16 protein-coding genes are annotated in these 17,037 nt (G+C 32.8%); 15 read left to right on the forward strand and 1 reads right to left on the reverse strand.

What is annotated here, in order from left to right; all coding sequences use genetic code 11:
- The first annotated feature begins 268 nt into the window (after positions 1-268).
- The 6 genes from HYQ40_00860 (at position 269) to rpoD (ending at position 7,894) form a co-directional block, all read left to right on the forward strand.
- Positions 269-1,552 (forward strand): trigger factor, encoded by a 1,284-nt coding sequence (locus tag HYQ40_00860; protein ID MBZ6526306.1) that lies wholly within the window; start codon positions 269-271, stop codon positions 1,550-1,552.
- Between the two features lie 127 nt (positions 1,553-1,679).
- On the forward strand, positions 1,680-2,924 hold the full coding sequence (gene clpX, locus HYQ40_00865) for an ATP-dependent Clp protease ATP-binding subunit ClpX (protein MBZ6526307.1): 1,245 nt from the start codon (positions 1,680-1,682) through the stop codon (positions 2,922-2,924).
- A gap of 17 nt (positions 2,925-2,941) precedes the next feature.
- Complete coding sequence (locus tag HYQ40_00870) at positions 2,942-3,526, forward strand: YihA family ribosome biogenesis GTP-binding protein (protein MBZ6526308.1); 585 nt, start codon at positions 2,942-2,944, stop codon at positions 3,524-3,526.
- Positions 3,527-3,547: 21 nt separating this feature from the next.
- A complete protein-coding gene (locus HYQ40_00875; protein ID MBZ6526309.1) occupies positions 3,548-4,804 on the forward strand; it encodes an MFS transporter in 1,257 nt (418 codons plus the stop codon).
- 26 nt (positions 4,805-4,830) lie between these two features.
- On the forward strand, positions 4,831-6,678 hold the full coding sequence (dnaG, locus tag HYQ40_00880; protein ID MBZ6526310.1) for a DNA primase: 1,848 nt from the start codon (positions 4,831-4,833) through the stop codon (positions 6,676-6,678).
- A gap of 70 nt (positions 6,679-6,748) precedes the next feature.
- Positions 6,749-7,894 carry an RNA polymerase sigma factor RpoD gene (rpoD, locus tag HYQ40_00885; GenBank protein MBZ6526311.1) on the forward strand — a complete coding sequence of 382 codons (1,146 nt, stop codon included), beginning with the start codon at positions 6,749-6,751 and terminating at the stop codon, positions 7,892-7,894.
- Between the two features lie 73 nt (positions 7,895-7,967).
- On the opposite strand, the gene HYQ40_00890 is transcribed toward rpoD, so the two are convergent.
- Positions 7,968-8,996 carry a lipoate--protein ligase gene (locus HYQ40_00890; protein MBZ6526312.1) on the reverse strand — a complete coding sequence of 343 codons (1,029 nt, stop codon included), beginning with the start codon at positions 8,994-8,996 and terminating at the stop codon, positions 7,968-7,970.
- A 172-nt stretch (positions 8,997-9,168) separates the two neighbouring features.
- On the opposite strand from HYQ40_00890, the gene HYQ40_00895 reads away from it, so the two are divergent.
- The 9 genes from HYQ40_00895 to HYQ40_00935 all read left to right on the forward strand — a co-directional run bounded on the left by HYQ40_00895 (position 9,169) and on the right by HYQ40_00935 (position 16,997).
- Complete coding sequence (locus HYQ40_00895) at positions 9,169-10,191, forward strand: LLM class flavin-dependent oxidoreductase (protein MBZ6526313.1); 1,023 nt, start codon at positions 9,169-9,171, stop codon at positions 10,189-10,191.
- A 417-nt stretch (positions 10,192-10,608) separates the two neighbouring features.
- The gene (locus HYQ40_00900; protein ID MBZ6526314.1) at positions 10,609-11,340 is read left to right on the forward strand and encodes an amino acid ABC transporter ATP-binding protein; all 732 of its coding nucleotides are present in this window, start codon (positions 10,609-10,611) and stop codon (positions 11,338-11,340) included.
- Positions 11,341-11,360: 20 nt separating this feature from the next.
- Positions 11,361-12,188: a transporter substrate-binding domain-containing protein gene (locus tag HYQ40_00905; protein ID MBZ6526315.1), complete on the forward strand. Its 828-nt coding sequence runs from the start codon at positions 11,361-11,363 to the stop codon at positions 12,186-12,188.
- Positions 12,189-12,293: 105 nt separating this feature from the next.
- Positions 12,294-13,001 (forward strand): amino acid ABC transporter permease, encoded by a 708-nt coding sequence (locus tag HYQ40_00910; GenBank protein ID MBZ6526316.1) that lies wholly within the window; start codon positions 12,294-12,296, stop codon positions 12,999-13,001.
- A 30-nt stretch (positions 13,002-13,031) separates the two neighbouring features.
- Positions 13,032-13,673 carry an amino acid ABC transporter permease gene (locus HYQ40_00915; GenBank protein ID MBZ6526317.1) on the forward strand — a complete coding sequence of 214 codons (642 nt, stop codon included), beginning with the start codon at positions 13,032-13,034 and terminating at the stop codon, positions 13,671-13,673.
- Between the two features lie 168 nt (positions 13,674-13,841).
- A complete protein-coding gene (locus tag HYQ40_00920) occupies positions 13,842-14,561 on the forward strand; it encodes a tRNA (adenine(22)-N(1))-methyltransferase TrmK (GenBank protein MBZ6526318.1) in 720 nt (239 codons plus the stop codon).
- On the forward strand, positions 14,554-15,363 hold the full coding sequence (locus HYQ40_00925; protein MBZ6526319.1) for a Nif3-like dinuclear metal center hexameric protein: 810 nt from the start codon (positions 14,554-14,556) through the stop codon (positions 15,361-15,363). The genes HYQ40_00920 and HYQ40_00925 overlap by 8 nt, the downstream gene beginning before the upstream one ends.
- Positions 15,364-15,375: 12 nt before the next feature.
- Entirely contained in the window at positions 15,376-16,608 is a 1,233-nt protein-coding gene (pepT, locus tag HYQ40_00930; GenBank protein ID MBZ6526320.1) for a peptidase T, read from the forward strand.
- A gap of 23 nt (positions 16,609-16,631) precedes the next feature.
- Positions 16,632-16,997, forward strand: a complete 366-nt coding sequence (locus HYQ40_00935; GenBank protein MBZ6526321.1) for a thioesterase family protein — start codon at positions 16,632-16,634, stop codon at positions 16,995-16,997.
- Positions 16,998-17,037 lie beyond the last annotated feature (40 nt).

Genomic DNA, 17,037 nt, shown 5'->3' on the forward strand with positions numbered 1-17,037 from the left:
TAACTAATTATTAATCTGTTAGATAGGTAAAATAGAGATAAAATATAAATTTAATCCAATTGAAAAAAATATCATACTATTCATAAACATATTTAGTATCTTACCATATGAATAGTGTTGAATTATGAATTATATGTGATATTATATTGAAAAACTACATGCATATGCTATAACTGTACGAATAGTTGAGTAAAACTGTTTACAAAATGGCTATTTTCAGTTAGAATACAAAGGTATGTAAAACAAGAAGTGTTGGAGGGTTAACATAATGACTACAAATTTTGAAAAAACAACAGGCAATGAAGGTACATTAACTTTTGAAATTCCTCAAGAGGAAGTAAAAAAAGGATTGAACCAAGCCTTTAAAAAAGTACAAAAAACTGTATCAGTTCCAGGTTTCCGTAAAGGGAAAGTTCCACGTCAGATTTTTAACAACGTTTACGGTGAAGAGGCTTTATATGATGAAGCTCTAAACGCTGTATTACCAGATGCTTATGAAGCTGCTGTTAAAGAATCAGGACTTGATATCGTTGGACAACCAAAACTTGATATTGAAACTATCGGTAAAAATGAACCTTGGGTTATGAAAGCAGAAGTTTCATTAAAACCAGAAGTTAAATTAGGTGAATATAAAGGTCTTTCAGTTGAAAAACAAGATACTGAAGTAACTGATGAAGACGTAGAGAATGCAATTAAATCTCGTCAAGAAAAATTAGCAGAATTAGTAGTTAAAGAGTCTGAAGCTGCTGAAGGTGATACTGTTGTAATCGATTATGAAGGTTTCGTAGATACTGAAGCTTTCGATGGCGGTAAAGCAGAAAATCATTCGTTAGAATTAGGTTCAAATTCATTTATCCCTGGATTTGAGGAACAATTAGTTGGAACTAAAGCGGGCGATAACGTTGAAGTAAATGTTACTTTCCCAGAAGAATACCAAGCAGAAGAATTAGCTGGTAAAGAAGCTGTGTTTAAAGTGACAGTTCATGAAGTTAAAGCGACTGAATTACCTGAATTAGATGATGAATTTGCTAAAGACGTTGACGAAGAAGTTGAATCGTTATCAGAATTAGAAAACAAAATCCGTGTTCAGTTAGAAGAAGAAAAACAACAAGCGGCTAAAGAAGTCTTTGAAGACTTAGCTTTACGTCAAGCTGTTGACAATGCAGAAGTTGATGGCGGAGTTCCATGGGCAATGGTTCATGATGAAATTCACCGTCAAATGGATTACTTCTTAAACAATTTAAGTCGTCAAGGTATTGAACCAGAAATGTACTACCAAATTACTGGTACTACTTCACAAGACTTACATGATCAATTCGAAGAAGAAGCTGAATTACGTACTAAGACTAACTTAGTTTTAGAAGCAATCGTAAAAGCTGAAAATCTTGAAGTGAGCGACAACGAAAAAGAAGAAGAAGTAAAATCTCTTGCTGAGCAATATGGTATGGAAGCTGACCAAGTTCGTGGATTTGTATCGGACGATATGTTAGATTCAGATATCAAGATGAAGAAAGCAATGAGCATTATCGTTGACTCTGCAGAAGAAAAATAAGATAGTTATAGCTAAAGATTAATATTATAGAGGGATTGCAAGAGTCACTAGTGTTTAGTATAGGGCTTCTTTGCATCCCTCTTTTGATGTTATTTACATCAAAAGAGAAAATTAAGGAGGATAATAAATGGCAAAAAAACCATCAGATATGACAAATTTCTACTGTTCATTTTGTGGGAAATCACAAGACGAGGTAAATAAAATTGTTGCAGGACCAGATGTATACATTTGTGATGAGTGTGTCGAATTATGTAAGAATATCATCGATGAAGAGCTAAAAAATGAACGGACTCATGAACCTGTGAAAATGTTAATTCCAAGCGAAATTAAAGATGTTTTAGATGATTATGTTATAGGACAAGATGCAGCGAAAAAATCACTTTCGGTTGCTGTTTATAATCATTATAAGCGAATCAATCAGAATATGATGGACGAAGATGACGTTGAGTTACAAAAAAGTAACATAGCTTTAATCGGACCAACAGGATCTGGTAAAACATTCCTAGCTCAGACAATGGCAAAAACGTTAAATGTACCTTTTGCAATTGCGGATGCTACTACATTGACAGAAGCCGGTTATGTCGGTGAAGATGTTGAAAATGTGTTATTAAAATTAGTTCAAGCAGCTGATTACGATATCGAACGTGCTGAAAAGGGTATTATTTACATTGATGAAATTGATAAAATTTCAAGAAAAAGTGAGAATGTTTCAATAACAAGAGATGTAAGTGGTGAAGGTGTGCAACAAGCTTTACTGAAAATATTAGAAGGTACTGAAGCAAACATTCCGCCTAAAGGTGGTCGCAAACATCCTAACCAAGAATTCTTAAAATTAGATACTAAAAACATCTTGTTTATTGTTGGTGGAGCATTCGATGGAATTGAAACAATTGTGAAAGAAAGATTAGGTAGTAAAGTTATTGGATTCGGTAAAACTACTGGAAAAGTAGACGAAACTAAGAGTTTAATGCAACAAGTAACATCTGAAGACTTACTTAAATTTGGTTTGATACCTGAATTTATCGGACGTATTCCAGTTACCGCTGCATTAGAGAAATTAACGGAAGAAGATTTAATCTCAATTTTAACTGAACCTAAGAATGCATTGGTTAAACAATATAAGAAACAATTGTTAATGGATGATGTAACACTTGAGTTTGAAGTAGAGGCACTTAAAGCAATTGCTAAACAAGCTCTTGAACGTGGTACAGGAGCTCGTGGCTTACGATCAATTATCGAAAATGTCATGTTAGAAATTATGTATGAAGTTCCAAGTCGTAAAGACATAGCAAAAATTATTATTACAAAAGACAATGTTGAAGGTGCTAACAAACCTGAATACTATAATGAAGATAATCGTAAAATCTCATAAAAGAGAGGCATTAAAATATGAAGTTAGTAAATCCAAAATTAGAAATAACTGCAGTTAAACTAGAACAGTATCCAGCCATGGATAAGCCAGAGATTGCCTTAGCAGGTCGATCAAATGTTGGGAAATCATCATTTATTAATACATTAATTGAAAGAAAAGGTTTAGCTAGAACTTCTGGACAACCAGGTAAGACTCAAACTTTAAATTTCTATAATATGGACGATAAATTCCGTTTTGTAGATGTCCCAGGTTACGGTTACGCAAAGGTATCAAAAACAGATCGTGCTAGATGGGCTCGAATGATCAGTGAGTATTTGACGAATCGAGATAATTTAGAAACACTCTTGTTATTAATGGATTTCCGTCATGAACCTACAGAATTAGATATACAAATGAAAGAATTTGCTGATGAATTAGATATCCCTTATGCAATTGTTTTAACAAAGGTTGACAAAATTAAAAAAAGTCAACGAAATAAGCATATATCAATGTTTACTAAAAAGTTAGATTTACCAAGTAGTGATGCTTTATTTCTATTTTCTTCTGAAACAGGTGAAGGAAAAGAAGAGATTTGGGAAGTTATTGAAGATCAAGTAAACTAACAAAATGAACAGGAGAACCATATGCTAAAACATTTAAGAAGTCAGTTTAATAAAGAAGAGTGGAGTTGGATGTTCCAAGACTGGGCAAACTCCGCTTACTCACTTATGATAACGACGGCTATATTTCCAATCTTCTATAAATCGGTTGCTGAATCCGCTGGTATAAGCGGACCTGATTCAACTGCTTATCTTGGATATACGAATGCAATAGCTACTGTTTTAACGGCTGTTTTAGCTCCATTTCTTGGGACAAGTGCCGATTATAAAGGTTATCGAAAACCAATATTTACTATTTCAACATTACTTGGAATTTTGGCTGTATTTTCAATGATATTTATAGGAAATGATAATTGGCTTTTACTCTTGATTGTATATGCTATATCTTCGTTTGGGTTCCATGTAGCGAATATATTTTATGATAGTTCAATTATGGATGTTACCACACCCGAAAGGTTAGACCAGGTTAGTTCTACCGGATTTGGCTTAGGTTATATCGGAAGTGTCTTTCCATTTTTAATATTTATGGTCTTTCAATTAACAGGTGTTTTACCAGCAAATGTAACAGTTAATATTGGTTTTTTTCTTACAGCAGCTTGGTGGTTCTTTTTTACTATTCCATATTGGAAAAACGTTAATCAAGTTAGCTATTTAGAAAAAACTGAAGGTATTATATCAACTACTTGGAAATCATTAAAAAGTACTGTCAAAGAATTAGGAAAGTATCCTCATATCTATATATTTTTAATTGGGTATTTCTTTTATATTGACGGTGTAGGAACGATAATTGCAATGGCAACATCGGTGGGGACTGATTTAGGTTTATCTGCTAATGAATTAATTGTTATGTTATTAGTAGTTCAAATCGTTGCTTTTCCATGTTCAATTATTTATGGGCAATTAGCTAAGCGTTTTGGCACGAAAACAATGCTATATGTGGGTATATTTACTTATATCGTTATTTGTATGTTTGGACTTGGGTTAGAATCATTCACTGACTTTATGATTTTAGCTATTCTTGTAGGATCTGCACAAGGTGGAATACAAGGATTAAGCCGATCATACTTCGGTCAAATTATACCTAGAGAAAAAAGTAATCAATTTTATGGTTTTTATAATATCTTCGGGAAATTCTCATCAGTTTTAGGCACGACAATATTAGGTATTGTTGCACAACTAACTGGTGATTCGTTAAAAGGATTATTTGCACTTATAGTACAATTCATTATTGGTGCAGTTCTTTTATTTATTGCTAAACCAAATAAAGGTTATAATAATTAATAAGAAATAATAGAGGTGATTTTCAATTGAGTTATATTCCAGAGGAAGTCATCAACGAAGTAAAAAGTAATGTTGATATTGTTGAACTCATTGGACAATACGTTCAATTGAATAAACGCGGAACAAATTATATGGCATCGTGTCCTTTTCATGAGGATAAAAATCCTTCTTTTTCGGTATCTCAACCTAAGCAGATTTATAAATGTTTTAGTTGCGGTAGAGGGGGGAATATTTTCGGATTTCTTCAAGAAATTGAGGGTATTTCATTTACTGAATCAGTATCCAAAGCAGCAGAGTTTGCTAATATCACGGTTGATGACAAATATATTCAATCCCAACCTTCGACGAAACAAGAATATAGTTATCTATTTGATATACATGAAAAGGTAAATGATTTTTATCATTATTATTTGATGAATACGAATAACGGTGAAGAAGCTTACAATTATCTAATTGAGCGAGAGTTAACGAAGGAAGTGCTAGAAGTATTTCAAATAGGGTTAGCTCCGAATAATTCTCAGCTTCTGGTTCAATATTTAGAAAAATCAGAATTTACTTCTGAACAATTGCTTGAATCAGGTATTTTCTATATGACAGATTCAGGAGAATTGATTGATCGTTTTCGTAATCGTATCATCATCCCTTTACGTAATAGCCGGGGAGATGTTGTGGCTTTTTCTGGTCGTGTTTACCTAGAAAATAGTGAGAAATCAGCTAAATATCTAAACTCGCCTGAAACGAGTATATTTAAAAAAGGTAAATTACTTTATAATTTAGATAATGCTAGATTACCTATACGAAACCAAAATAAAGTTCTCATTGCCGAAGGTTATATGGACGTTATTAGTTTATATCAAGCAGGTTATGAGAACGTTGTTGCTTCAATGGGAACTAGTCTCTCAGAAGACCATTTTAATCAATTAAGTAAAATGACTAGTACTTTAATTTTTACTTTTGATGGGGACGATGCGGGACAAAAGGCAACCAGTCGAGCGTTTCAAACAGCTCAAAATATTGCTAACATCGAAGTGAAAGCAATTCATATACCTAATAAAATGGATCCGGATGAATGGATAAAAAAACATGGTAAGGAAAGCTTTCAACAATTAATTAATCAAAGTATTTCTCAATTTGAGTTTAATCGTGAGTTTTTCAAAAAAGACTACAATTTAAGTAATGAGTATGAACTTGCACAATATATTGAGAAAGTTATTGAATTAATTAGTCAAATTAAATCACCAATTGAACAACAACTAAGAATTCAAGATTTAGTTAAAGAGTATAATTTATCTGAGTCAATTGTAGTTGAACAAGTTAATCGAGGACGAGATATTCAACCTAGTTATAATGAGCCAGTTGATCATTATAACGACTATTTACCTCCAGAGCCAAGTTATCACGATGTTCCAATATCAATAGAAGATTCTGCTTTACAAATTAAATCAAAACGAGCGTATAATAGTGAAAAACAAATACTATTTCATTTAATTTATTTTGAAGAAGCTTGGGATTATATGGAAGAATTAGATAATCCGCCTGTATTTTTCCATGACTTTGCAAGTAAAGCATACTTTGAATTAGATCGATACTATTACGAAGGCAATCGTTTGCCTCTTACAGGTATAATTGATAGAATTAATGACACTCAAGTAAGCCATTTTTTAACTTCTTTAATGTGGGAACAAGAGTTATTCGGCTTTACTAGTCAAATATTAGATGATTGTTTTAAAGTTCTCCAACATGAATTTATTCAACAAGAAATCAATGAATTAAGAAAAAAAGTTGTACAATATCAAAAACAACAAAATTATTCAGAAATGAATCAAACGTTAACAAGAATAATGAGTTTAACGCGTCAAATTAAAGCATTATAGGGGGCTTACTTATATGACTGAAAAAGATCAAGTTCAAGAAGAACAACAGCAACAACAAGATGGCAAAACAATTGAGCAAAAGAATCCACAAAAAGAACATGTAAAAGAAGAAAGAAGTAATGAATTATCATTAACTTTAGACCAAGCGACTAAGCAATTAATTACTGACAAGAAAATTTTGGGTCAGATTCATTATGATGAATTAACAGAAGCAATTGCTAGTCCATATGAATTGGATGCAAATGCTATTGATAAGCTGATTCAAAAAGTTGAAGATAGTGGTATTTCGGTCGTAGGTGATGATGGCGGACCTACTAAACAACAAATGGTACGTGCAGAAGAAGGAGACAAATCAACAACAGCATCTTCAGCAGCAGTATCTAAAATTAAAGTAAGCGATCCAGTTCGTATGTACTTAAAAGAAATAGGGCGAGTTGACTTACTTTCTGCAGATGAAGAGGTTTCAATTGCTAAACGTATTGAAGAAGGAGATGACTTAGCTAAGCAAGAATTAGCGGAAGCGAACTTACGACTTGTAGTATCGATTGCAAAACGATATGTAGGTCGAGGCATGTCGTTCCTAGATTTAATTCAAGAAGGTAATATGGGATTAATGAAAGCGGTAGAGAAGTTTGACTACCATAAAGGATTTAAGTTCTCTACATATGCAACTTGGTGGATTCGTCAAGCTATTACAAGAGCTATTGCTGATCAAGCAAGAACTATTCGTATTCCAGTTCATATGGTTGAGACGATTAATAAATTAGTTCGAGTTCAAAGAACGTTACTACAAGATTTAGGCAGAGAACCCACTCCAGAAGAAATTGGTGCTGAAATGGATTTACCTACTGAAAAAGTACGGGAAATACTTAAAATCGCTCAAGAGCCAGTTTCACTTGAAACGCCAATTGGTGAAGAAGACGATTCGCATTTAGGTGATTTCATCGAGGATGAAGGAGCTATGAGTCCGGAAGCATTTACATCTAGTTCATTACTACGTGAACAATTAGAGGATGTTTTAGATACGTTAACTGATCGTGAAGAGAATGTTTTACGATTAAGATTTGGTTTAGATGACGGCAATATTCGCACTTTAGAACAAGTAGGTAAAGTGTTTGGTGTTACTCGTGAACGAATACGTCAAATTGAAGCGAAAGCATTGCGTAAATTACGCCATCCAAGCCGTTCTAAGCAATTAAAAGATTTCTTAGAGTAGGATACATATTAACTTTAAAAAAGCGAAATAGCCATGGCTATTTCGCTTTTTTTGATGAATAAATGGAATGAAGTTAATGTCCTAAAACTAGATTCACTATCTCTTCTGCTGAGATTTTCCCAAAGTATTCACTTAATTCAAATTTACTTAGTGCATATAGGAGTTCATTGCGGTCGACACGCTTACCAATTAACTCTTTTTCCACAATTTGTATATCAGCTTTACCAAAAAAGTCACCATAAATACGGCATTTCTCAATTCTACTTTGTTCAACGCTTAGAGTTAAGGATACAGTTCCTCCTTCAAATCGACCATCACAGTTGTACTCATAGCGAGGTGATTTACCATAGTTCCATTCCCAGTTTGCAAATTTATCTTCCGCAATTTTGTCTATTGCTTTCCATTCTTCATCTGAGAGACGATAATATTTTAAATCTTCAACTCGACTCACTCCACATAGATGCATCAGCATAACTTGTTCAAAATCTTTCACAGAAATATCTCTATATTTTTCAGATAGATGTTCTCTAATAGGGGTCACTCGACGACGCACTGATTTAATGCCTTTTGATTCAATTTTTTTACGATTAGGTCGTAATGCATTTTCAACCGCATCGAAATCAATATCTAAAAGAAGGGAATAACCTGCATATAGGCGGTTTTTTTGGATTGTGACAGCAGCACCGGAAACTTTTTGACCGTTTATTTCTAAGTCATTTCGACCTTGACGTGCTACATTAGTTGCTCCTAGTTGTTTTAAACCTTCTATAGTAGGTTGATATATACGATCAAAATTTTCATTGAAATTAGAGGAAGGATCATCAATAATAAATACAAAATTTGCGTGATTTCTATCCATATAGATAGCTCCACCACCAGTTTCTCTTCTTACTATATCAATATTATTCTCTGCGACATAATCTAGATTAACTTCTTCGATCGTATTCTGGTATTTACCTATTTGAACCGAAGCACTTGGTCTATAAGGAAAAACTAATGATTCATCTAATTTAATATTTTCTAATGCGTATATGTGCATTGCTAATTGGGTAGCGTGATCTAAAACCTCAACTCCCTCTCGTATATGTTCAATAATGTACATTTTAGAGCTCCTTTATATGAATAATAATTGTAGTATAACATAGAGCTAACTTTTAGGTGTAACAGATTGATTTTTGAGAAGACTATATTATAAGCTAATACTATAGAAATAAACTTATGTATGATACAGTATCATTAATATATTATAACAGTTTACATGAGAGGAGATAAAATTGGTTAAATTAAATGTATTAGACTATGCTCAAATTGATGAAGGAAAAGATGCTAAAATTGCACTTGAAGAATCTACTGAATTAGCAAGAGAGGCAGAAGCTTTAGGTTTTAATCGCTATTGGGTGGCAGAACATCATAATGTACCTGCTTTTGCCAGTAGCTCACCTGAGATGTTAATGATGCATATTGCTGACTCGACTCATTCAATCCGGTTAGGTTCTGGAGGTGTAATGATCCCACATTATAGTCCGTATAAAGTAGCGGAAAATTTTAGAATGTTAGAAGCTTTTCACCCTAATCGAATCGATTTAGGTATTGGAAATTCCTTGGGAACAAATTTAGTTAATAAAGCATTAAATGAAACTAAAGAAAGAAAACTACCCTACAATCAAAGCATTCAGGATTTATATAAATATTTAACAGATAAAGATGATTCAGAGCATCGTTTAAATAGTATTGCTGCTAATCCAAAAGTGAGTACTGTGCCACAGATGTTTCAGTTAACTACAAGTAAACGAGGAGCAAAAAATGCTGCGAATCTAGGTTTAGGATTAACATTTGGTTTATTCCCTAATGCTAGTTCGGATAAAGTGAGTATTGGTAAAGAAGCTTCTGAGATTTACAGAAATGAATTCAAAGCTTCGAATTCGTTAAATGAACCAGTAGTAATGTTCTCTCCATTTGTCGTTGTTGCAGATACTAATGATGAAGCAGAAGAATTAACTAAAGCACTTGATATTTGGCTACTTGGAAAAAATCATTTTATGGAATTTAAACACTTTCCTTCAATAGAAACTGCAAGAAGCTATGTTTTTTCAGATGAAGACTTAAAAATGATTAAGGAAAATCGTTCTCGGATGATTGTAGGTGATATTGATTCTGTAAAAAAACAGTTAGATTTTTTGATTTCTCAATTTGAAGCAGATGAAATACTGATTATTCCTCTCATGCCAAATATTAAAGCTCGAAAAAGGGCATTAAAATTATTAGCAGAGAGTTTTAGAATTGATAATAAAGATTAAAAATAAATAAGAATTAAAATTTACGTATTTTATATGCGTAAATTTTTTTTATTTTTTTGTAAATAGCTAACCTAACATTTGTATAGTTAAAAAGCTGTATTGTTTAGAAAACCTAACATTTTAGTTACAAGATTTGTTTTACTTTGTTTAAGTTTATTTGAAGGATTCAGGTTAAGAATGTTTATTTATGGATGTTTTAACATGTTTTATGGTGATTGATTTAAAACAGAAAAATATTTTGTTTATGTTAGATTATCTATCATCTGACGTAATTAAAGACCATTCATAAATGATGTAATTTTTGTGATAAATTTAAAATAACATTAAATAAAAGTAAAAATAATACTAGTTTTATTCTTTTTATTATGATAATCTTCTAATTAAGCTTTTAAGTGATAGAAGAAAGGATGTGAGAGAATGATACATATGAAAGGCGTAAATAAGTACTTTGGAGAGAACCATGTATTAAAAAATATTGATTTGGATATTGAAGAAGGGGAAAAAGTAGTTATTATTGGACCCTCAGGTTCTGGAAAGAGCACATTAATACGCTGTATGAATCGTTTAGAAGAAATTACTGATGGCATCGCTCAAGTATATAATGTTGATTTAACTCAAAAAAACGCACCTGTTCAAAAAGTGCGACAAAAAGTTGCTATGGTTTTTCAAAATTTTAATTTATACTCACACAAAACAATTTTAGAAAATGTGACTTTAGCTCCAATTAAAGTTCAAAAGGTGGATAGAAAGCAAGCTGAAGAATCCGGGATGAAATATTTAAAACGTGTAGGTCTTGAAGATAAGGCTCATGCGTACCCCGCTCAATTATCTGGTGGTCAACAGCAACGTGTAGCGATTGCAAGAGCGTTAAATATGCATCCTGAAGTTATACTGTTTGATGAGCCGACTTCAGCATTGGATCCTGAGATGATTCAGGAAGTATTAGATGTAATGATTGATTTATCTCAATTGAACATAACCATGGTTGTTGTGACTCATGAAATGGGATTTGCTAGATCTGTAGCTGATCGTATTATATTTATGGACAAAGGTTCCATCGTTGAATCAGGCACTCCTGACGCATTCTTTTCTCATACAGAAAATCAACGTGCACAAGATTTCTTAAGTAAAATCATTAAACATTCTTAATTAAAAGAGGAGAAATAACAATGAAAAATTGGAAGAAAAGTATATTATCATTATCATTACTAGGAACAACTCTATTAGGTGGATTGGCTCCAGCAACTGTTTTTGCACAAGAAGAATTACCAGCTCAAGTACAAGCTATTAAAGATGCTGGAGTATTTAAAGTTGGAATTAAAGAAGACGTACCTCATTTTGGCTTTTTAAATCCTGACACAACAGAGCACGAAGGCTTTGAAATTGATTTAGCAAGATTAATTGCTGAAGAGATAACAGGTAGTGCAGATAATATTGCCTTTACTGGAGTGACGCCAAAAACTCGTGGACCTTTACTAGATAACGGTGAAGTTGATGCTGTAATTGCTACGTTTACTATTACTGAAGAACGTAAAGAAACGTATAACTTTACAGAACCATATTTTATTGATGAAGTTGGCTTTTTAGTTCGAACTGAAGATGGGATTACTGATTTTGCTGGATTAGAAGGTAAAACAATTGGTGTACCACAAAGTGCAACAACTAAAGATTTAGTACAAGCTGAAGCGGATGATCAGGGTGTTACTGTTAAATTTAGTGAATTAGCTACTTATCCAGAATTAAAAACAGCTCTAACATCTAAACGTATAGATGCTATGTCAGTAGATAAATCAATCTTAGCTGGTTATGTTGATGATAATAGCCAAATTTTAGACATCGGATTCTCACCACAAGAGTATGGTATTGCAACTAAATTAAGTAATGACGAATTACATAATTACTTAAATGAATTAATTGCAGGTTGGTTAGAAGATGGTACAATTGCTGAATTACTAGAAGCAAATGGAGTACAAGCAACTAGCTCTGACAGTGAATAACCATAAATTTATATAAAAAATCAAGTGTGTGACATACGTATGTAGATATGTGTGTCACACATCTTTAAATTATTAGATTGTTGTTTTTTCACGAGGAGGGAAAGCATGTTGTTGTTGACAGGTATCTCTTGGTTACAAGAAGGTCCATTTGCATTACATCGTTGGGGAGATCTTATTGAAGATATACCACTTTTTATGCAATCCTTTCTTTATACTATAGGGATTTCAATTAGTGCATTAATTTTTGCTTTTTTATTAGGAACTATTCTTGGAATTAGTTCGTCATCAAGAAGTAAGATTTTATCTTTTTTCACGCGTGTTTATGTGGAAATATTTCAGAATACACCATTATTAATTCAAATATTTTTTGTATATTACGGATTACCAATGGTTGGAATTGTTCTAGATACATATGTTATCGGTATTATATGTGTAGGACTCTATCATGCAGCTTATATTGCAGAAGTTATTAGATCTGGAATTGGTTCTGTTCCAAAAGGACAGATGGAAGCGGCTTTGTCTCAAGGATTTTCATTTTGGGAAAGTATGTGGTTTATAGTATTACCACAAGCCTTTAGAATGATGTTACCACCATTAACGAATCAAGTTGTAAATTTAATCAAGAATACATCAGCAATCGCTATTATCTCTGGAGCAGATATAATGTTTACTGCTAATAGTTGGTCGTCGATGAACTTACATTATGTACCAGCTTTTGCATTTGCAGCATTTCTCTACTTTCTTCTTTGTTTCCCTCTCACTCAGTTATCTGTGCGTTTGGAAGAGAAGAATAAGAAAGCATATACACGTTAAAGGAGGATTCGTATGACTTTTATGGAACAAATGCAAGAATTATTTACATTTAATAATATGATATTCCTTTTAAATGGGCTATATCTTACAATTTACATATCAGCAATTTCGATATTTTTAAGTTCTATCTTTGGTACGATATTAGCTATTATGCGTAATCAAGAAAGAGGTTTACTGAAGTGGATAGCTGTTATTTATATTGAGATTGTCAGAAATGTACCTAATATATTATGGATCTTCGTAATTTTTTTAATTTTTCGATTGAGATCGCTTGATGCCGGTGTTGCGAGTTTTACAATATTCACTACAGCTGCGCTAGCGGAAATTATACGGGGTGGATTGAATAGTGTTTCTAAGGGTGAGATAGAAGCGGCAGAATCTCAAGGCTTAGTTAAATCACAAGTGATGTGGCACATTATTCTACCACAAGCCATTCGTAATATGTTGCCTGCAATCATGTCGCAATTTGTTACTGTTATAAAAGACACGAGTTTCCTTTGGTCAGTTTTAGCGATGCAGGAATTATTAGGGAAAGCCAATATTTTAATGGGCCGGTATACAGCGACTTCTCAAGTATTCGTCTTATATGGTTTACTCGCATTAATATACTTTATTGTAAACTTTACTATCTCTCAAATTGCTCGAAAAATGACAAAAGATTATGGAAATTAAAAAAAGGAAAACAAATATAATTTTTAAACGACTAGCTCAATATACTAGTCGTTTATTTTTGTACATAGAGTTAGTTTAATTATTTATTATAGAATATAATAAATAGCTTAATTAAATTGTATTTTAGTGATAGAATTTAAGTATTATCTATAAGTTAAGAGGGAAAATATGAATTCAAATACATTATCTACTAGACTTGAAAGAGTCGCTCAATTTGTGAAAAAATACGGACAGAAACCAATTCGATTAACAGATATTGGAAGTGATCATGCATATTTACCATGCAATCTCGTTTTAAACAACGTTATTGAATATGGAATTGCTGGAGAAGTGGTTGAGGGCCCGTTTGTAACGGCTAAAAAAGAAGTTAGATTGCAAGGCCTGGAGGATTCTATTGATGTACGCTTCGGTGACGGCTTTGAGGTTGTCAATTTGAATGATTTAATCAATATGGCAACAATATGTGGAATGGGCGGTGTATTGATTCGTAATATACTAAATTCTGGTGTAAGCAAGCTAGTTTCAGGTCATACATTGGTGTTACAACCTAATGTTGCCGAACCACAATTACGAAGTTGGTTAATCCAAAATAATTACCATATTATTGATGAAGACATTGTCCAAGAACATAAACATAGTTATGAGATTATCGTAGCGAAGCATAATCCAGAAATAAACAAGCAAGCATTAAGTGATAAAGAACTTTTATTCGGCCCGATTAATTATAAAAATCAGTCTAAAGAGTTTTTTTTGAAGTGGGAAAGTGAGCTTAAAAACACGGAACAAATTATTAAATCCATTAAACTTGCCTCAAGACACAATAGTGATAAACTTGAAGAGTTGGAACTTAAATATCAACTAATTAAGGAAGTGTTAACAAATGAGTAAGCAAATTATTCAATTGAAAGATTTAATGGATAGTTTAGATAATTTGTATCCAATTGAGCTTGCTGAGGATTGGGATCAAGTTGGGCTTCATTTTGGCCATTCAGAGGCAAAAATTGAGAAGATTATGACAACACTTGATGTTCGGCCAAATGTTGTTGCAGAAGCAATAGAACGTGGAGTAGACACGATAATTGTTCACCATCCTATTCTTTTTAGCCCAATCCAGAGATTCGACAATTCAACAGTGGATCTTAGAATGTATACTGAAATTATAAAAAATGATATTAATATTTATGCATTACATACCAATCTAGATAAAGCACCAAATGGTATGAATGATTGGCTTGCGAATGCATTAGAGTTAGAGGATATTAAAGAACTTGAGTCATCAGAAGACGGTCAAACTGGACTTGGTCGTGTAGGAAATTTACCAAAAAAATTAAATCGTAAGGAAATAATTTCTTATACAAAAGAAAAATTAAACACAACGAATTTAACTCTGATTGAAAGTACACCTAAAAATAACTATCAACGAGTAGCTATAGTAGGTGGGGCATCATTTGATTCGATTTCGGCAGCTTTGGTAGAAGAAGCTGATGTTTTTATAACTGGAGATATAACATTTCATAAAGGACAAGACGCTTATGAGAATGATATATTAACAATCGACAGCGGACATTATGTTGAACACATTTTCAAAGAGAAGATGGCAATGGTTATCAAAGACCTTGCTACTCAGAATAATTGGGAGATAGAAGTCGTTGAAAGTAATACCAATACAAATCCATTTACGTACGAATAGAAAGGTGATTATATGAGTATTTTTGAAAAAACTAAAGAGAGATTAATTAGATATGCGAAAATTGATACACGTTCTGATGTATTTAGTGAGACGATTCCATCAACCGAAAAGCAATTTGATTTATTAAATTTATTAGTTGAGGAATTAAAAGAAATTGGTCTAGAAGATGTAGAGCTTAATCCGAATAATGCATTCGTTACTGCGACATTGCCTTCAAACACGACTAAAGAAGTACCTTCAATTGGTTTTATAGCACATGTTGATACAGCCGACTTTAATTCGGAAAATGTTCAACCAAATGTAGTTGTGAATTATGATGGTTCTGCAATCACTTTAAACGCTACTGAAGATATTGTAATGGATCCAATAGATTTTCCGAATTTAAATAAATACATTGGTGAAACATTAATTACAACAGATGGAACTACATTATTGGGGGCAGATGACAAGGCTGGAATAGCTGAGATTGTAACAGCGGTTGAATATTTAATCAATCATCCAGAAATCGAACATGGGAAAGTACGTGTAGCATTTGGTCCAGATGAAGAAATTGGCCGTGGAGCAGATCATTTTGATGCTAAAGGTTTTGGTGTTGATTTTGCTTATACAATGGATGGAGGCCCTGCGGGTGAATTAGAATTTGAAAGTTTTAATGCAGCAGGAGCAACAATTACAATTACAGGAAAGAATATTCATCCTGGTACTGCAAAAGGAAAGATGTTAAATGCCGTTACAATTATGAATGAATTTATGAATGAATTACCAGCACTTGAAGTTCCGGAACATACGGAAGAACGAGAAGGTTTTTATCATGTTTCTGATGTAGAAGGAACCGTTGATGAAGCCGTATTAAGAATGATAATTCGGGATCATGATCGTAAACTATTTGAAGACAGAAAAGCATTTATACAAGAAGTAGTTAATAAGATTAATGATAATTACCCATCAAAACCTCTAGAGCTTGATATGTATGATCAGTATTATAATATGGGTGAAATAATCGAAAAAGATATGACACCTGTTGATTTAGCTCAAAATGCAATGGAAACATTGAATATTCAACCAAAAATTTATCCTATTCGTGGGGGAACAGATGGCTCGAAAATTAGTTTCATGGGAATTCCAACACCTAATATTTTTGCAGGTGGAGAGAATATGCATGGACGCTTTGAGTTTGTTTCAGTTGAAACAATGGAGAAAGCAACAAATGTTATTGTTAAAATTATTGAACTAAATGCAAAGTAATTTATTGGAGTAGTGATATAACAATGAAGACATTAACTAAAGAATTCATAGTGAAAGAAGATGCGACAGCAATATCCATTGGTTCTGGAGGACTAGAGGTCTTATCAACACCTAGCTTAATCGCTTGGATGGAGAATGTGTCTTATACATTATGTGAACCTTTAACACAGGCAGTCGAAACCACAGTGGGAATTGAAATAGTTATGAAACATTTATCACCAACATCTGTAGGCAAGATTGTTAAAATTGATGCTGAAATAACCGACCGCAATGAAAACATACTCAGTTTTTCACTTAGTGCTTCAGTTGATGGCAAAGTAATTAGTACAGCCAATCATAAAAGGGCCATTGTAAATAAAGAGTTGTTTTTTAAAAAAATAAATGAATAAATTAGAAAACGGAAATTTTACCATTCTTTATTGGTAAATT

The organism is Aerococcaceae bacterium DSM 111021 (assembly GCA_020112395.1).
GTDB lineage: Bacteria > Bacillota > Bacilli > Lactobacillales > Aerococcaceae > Ruoffia.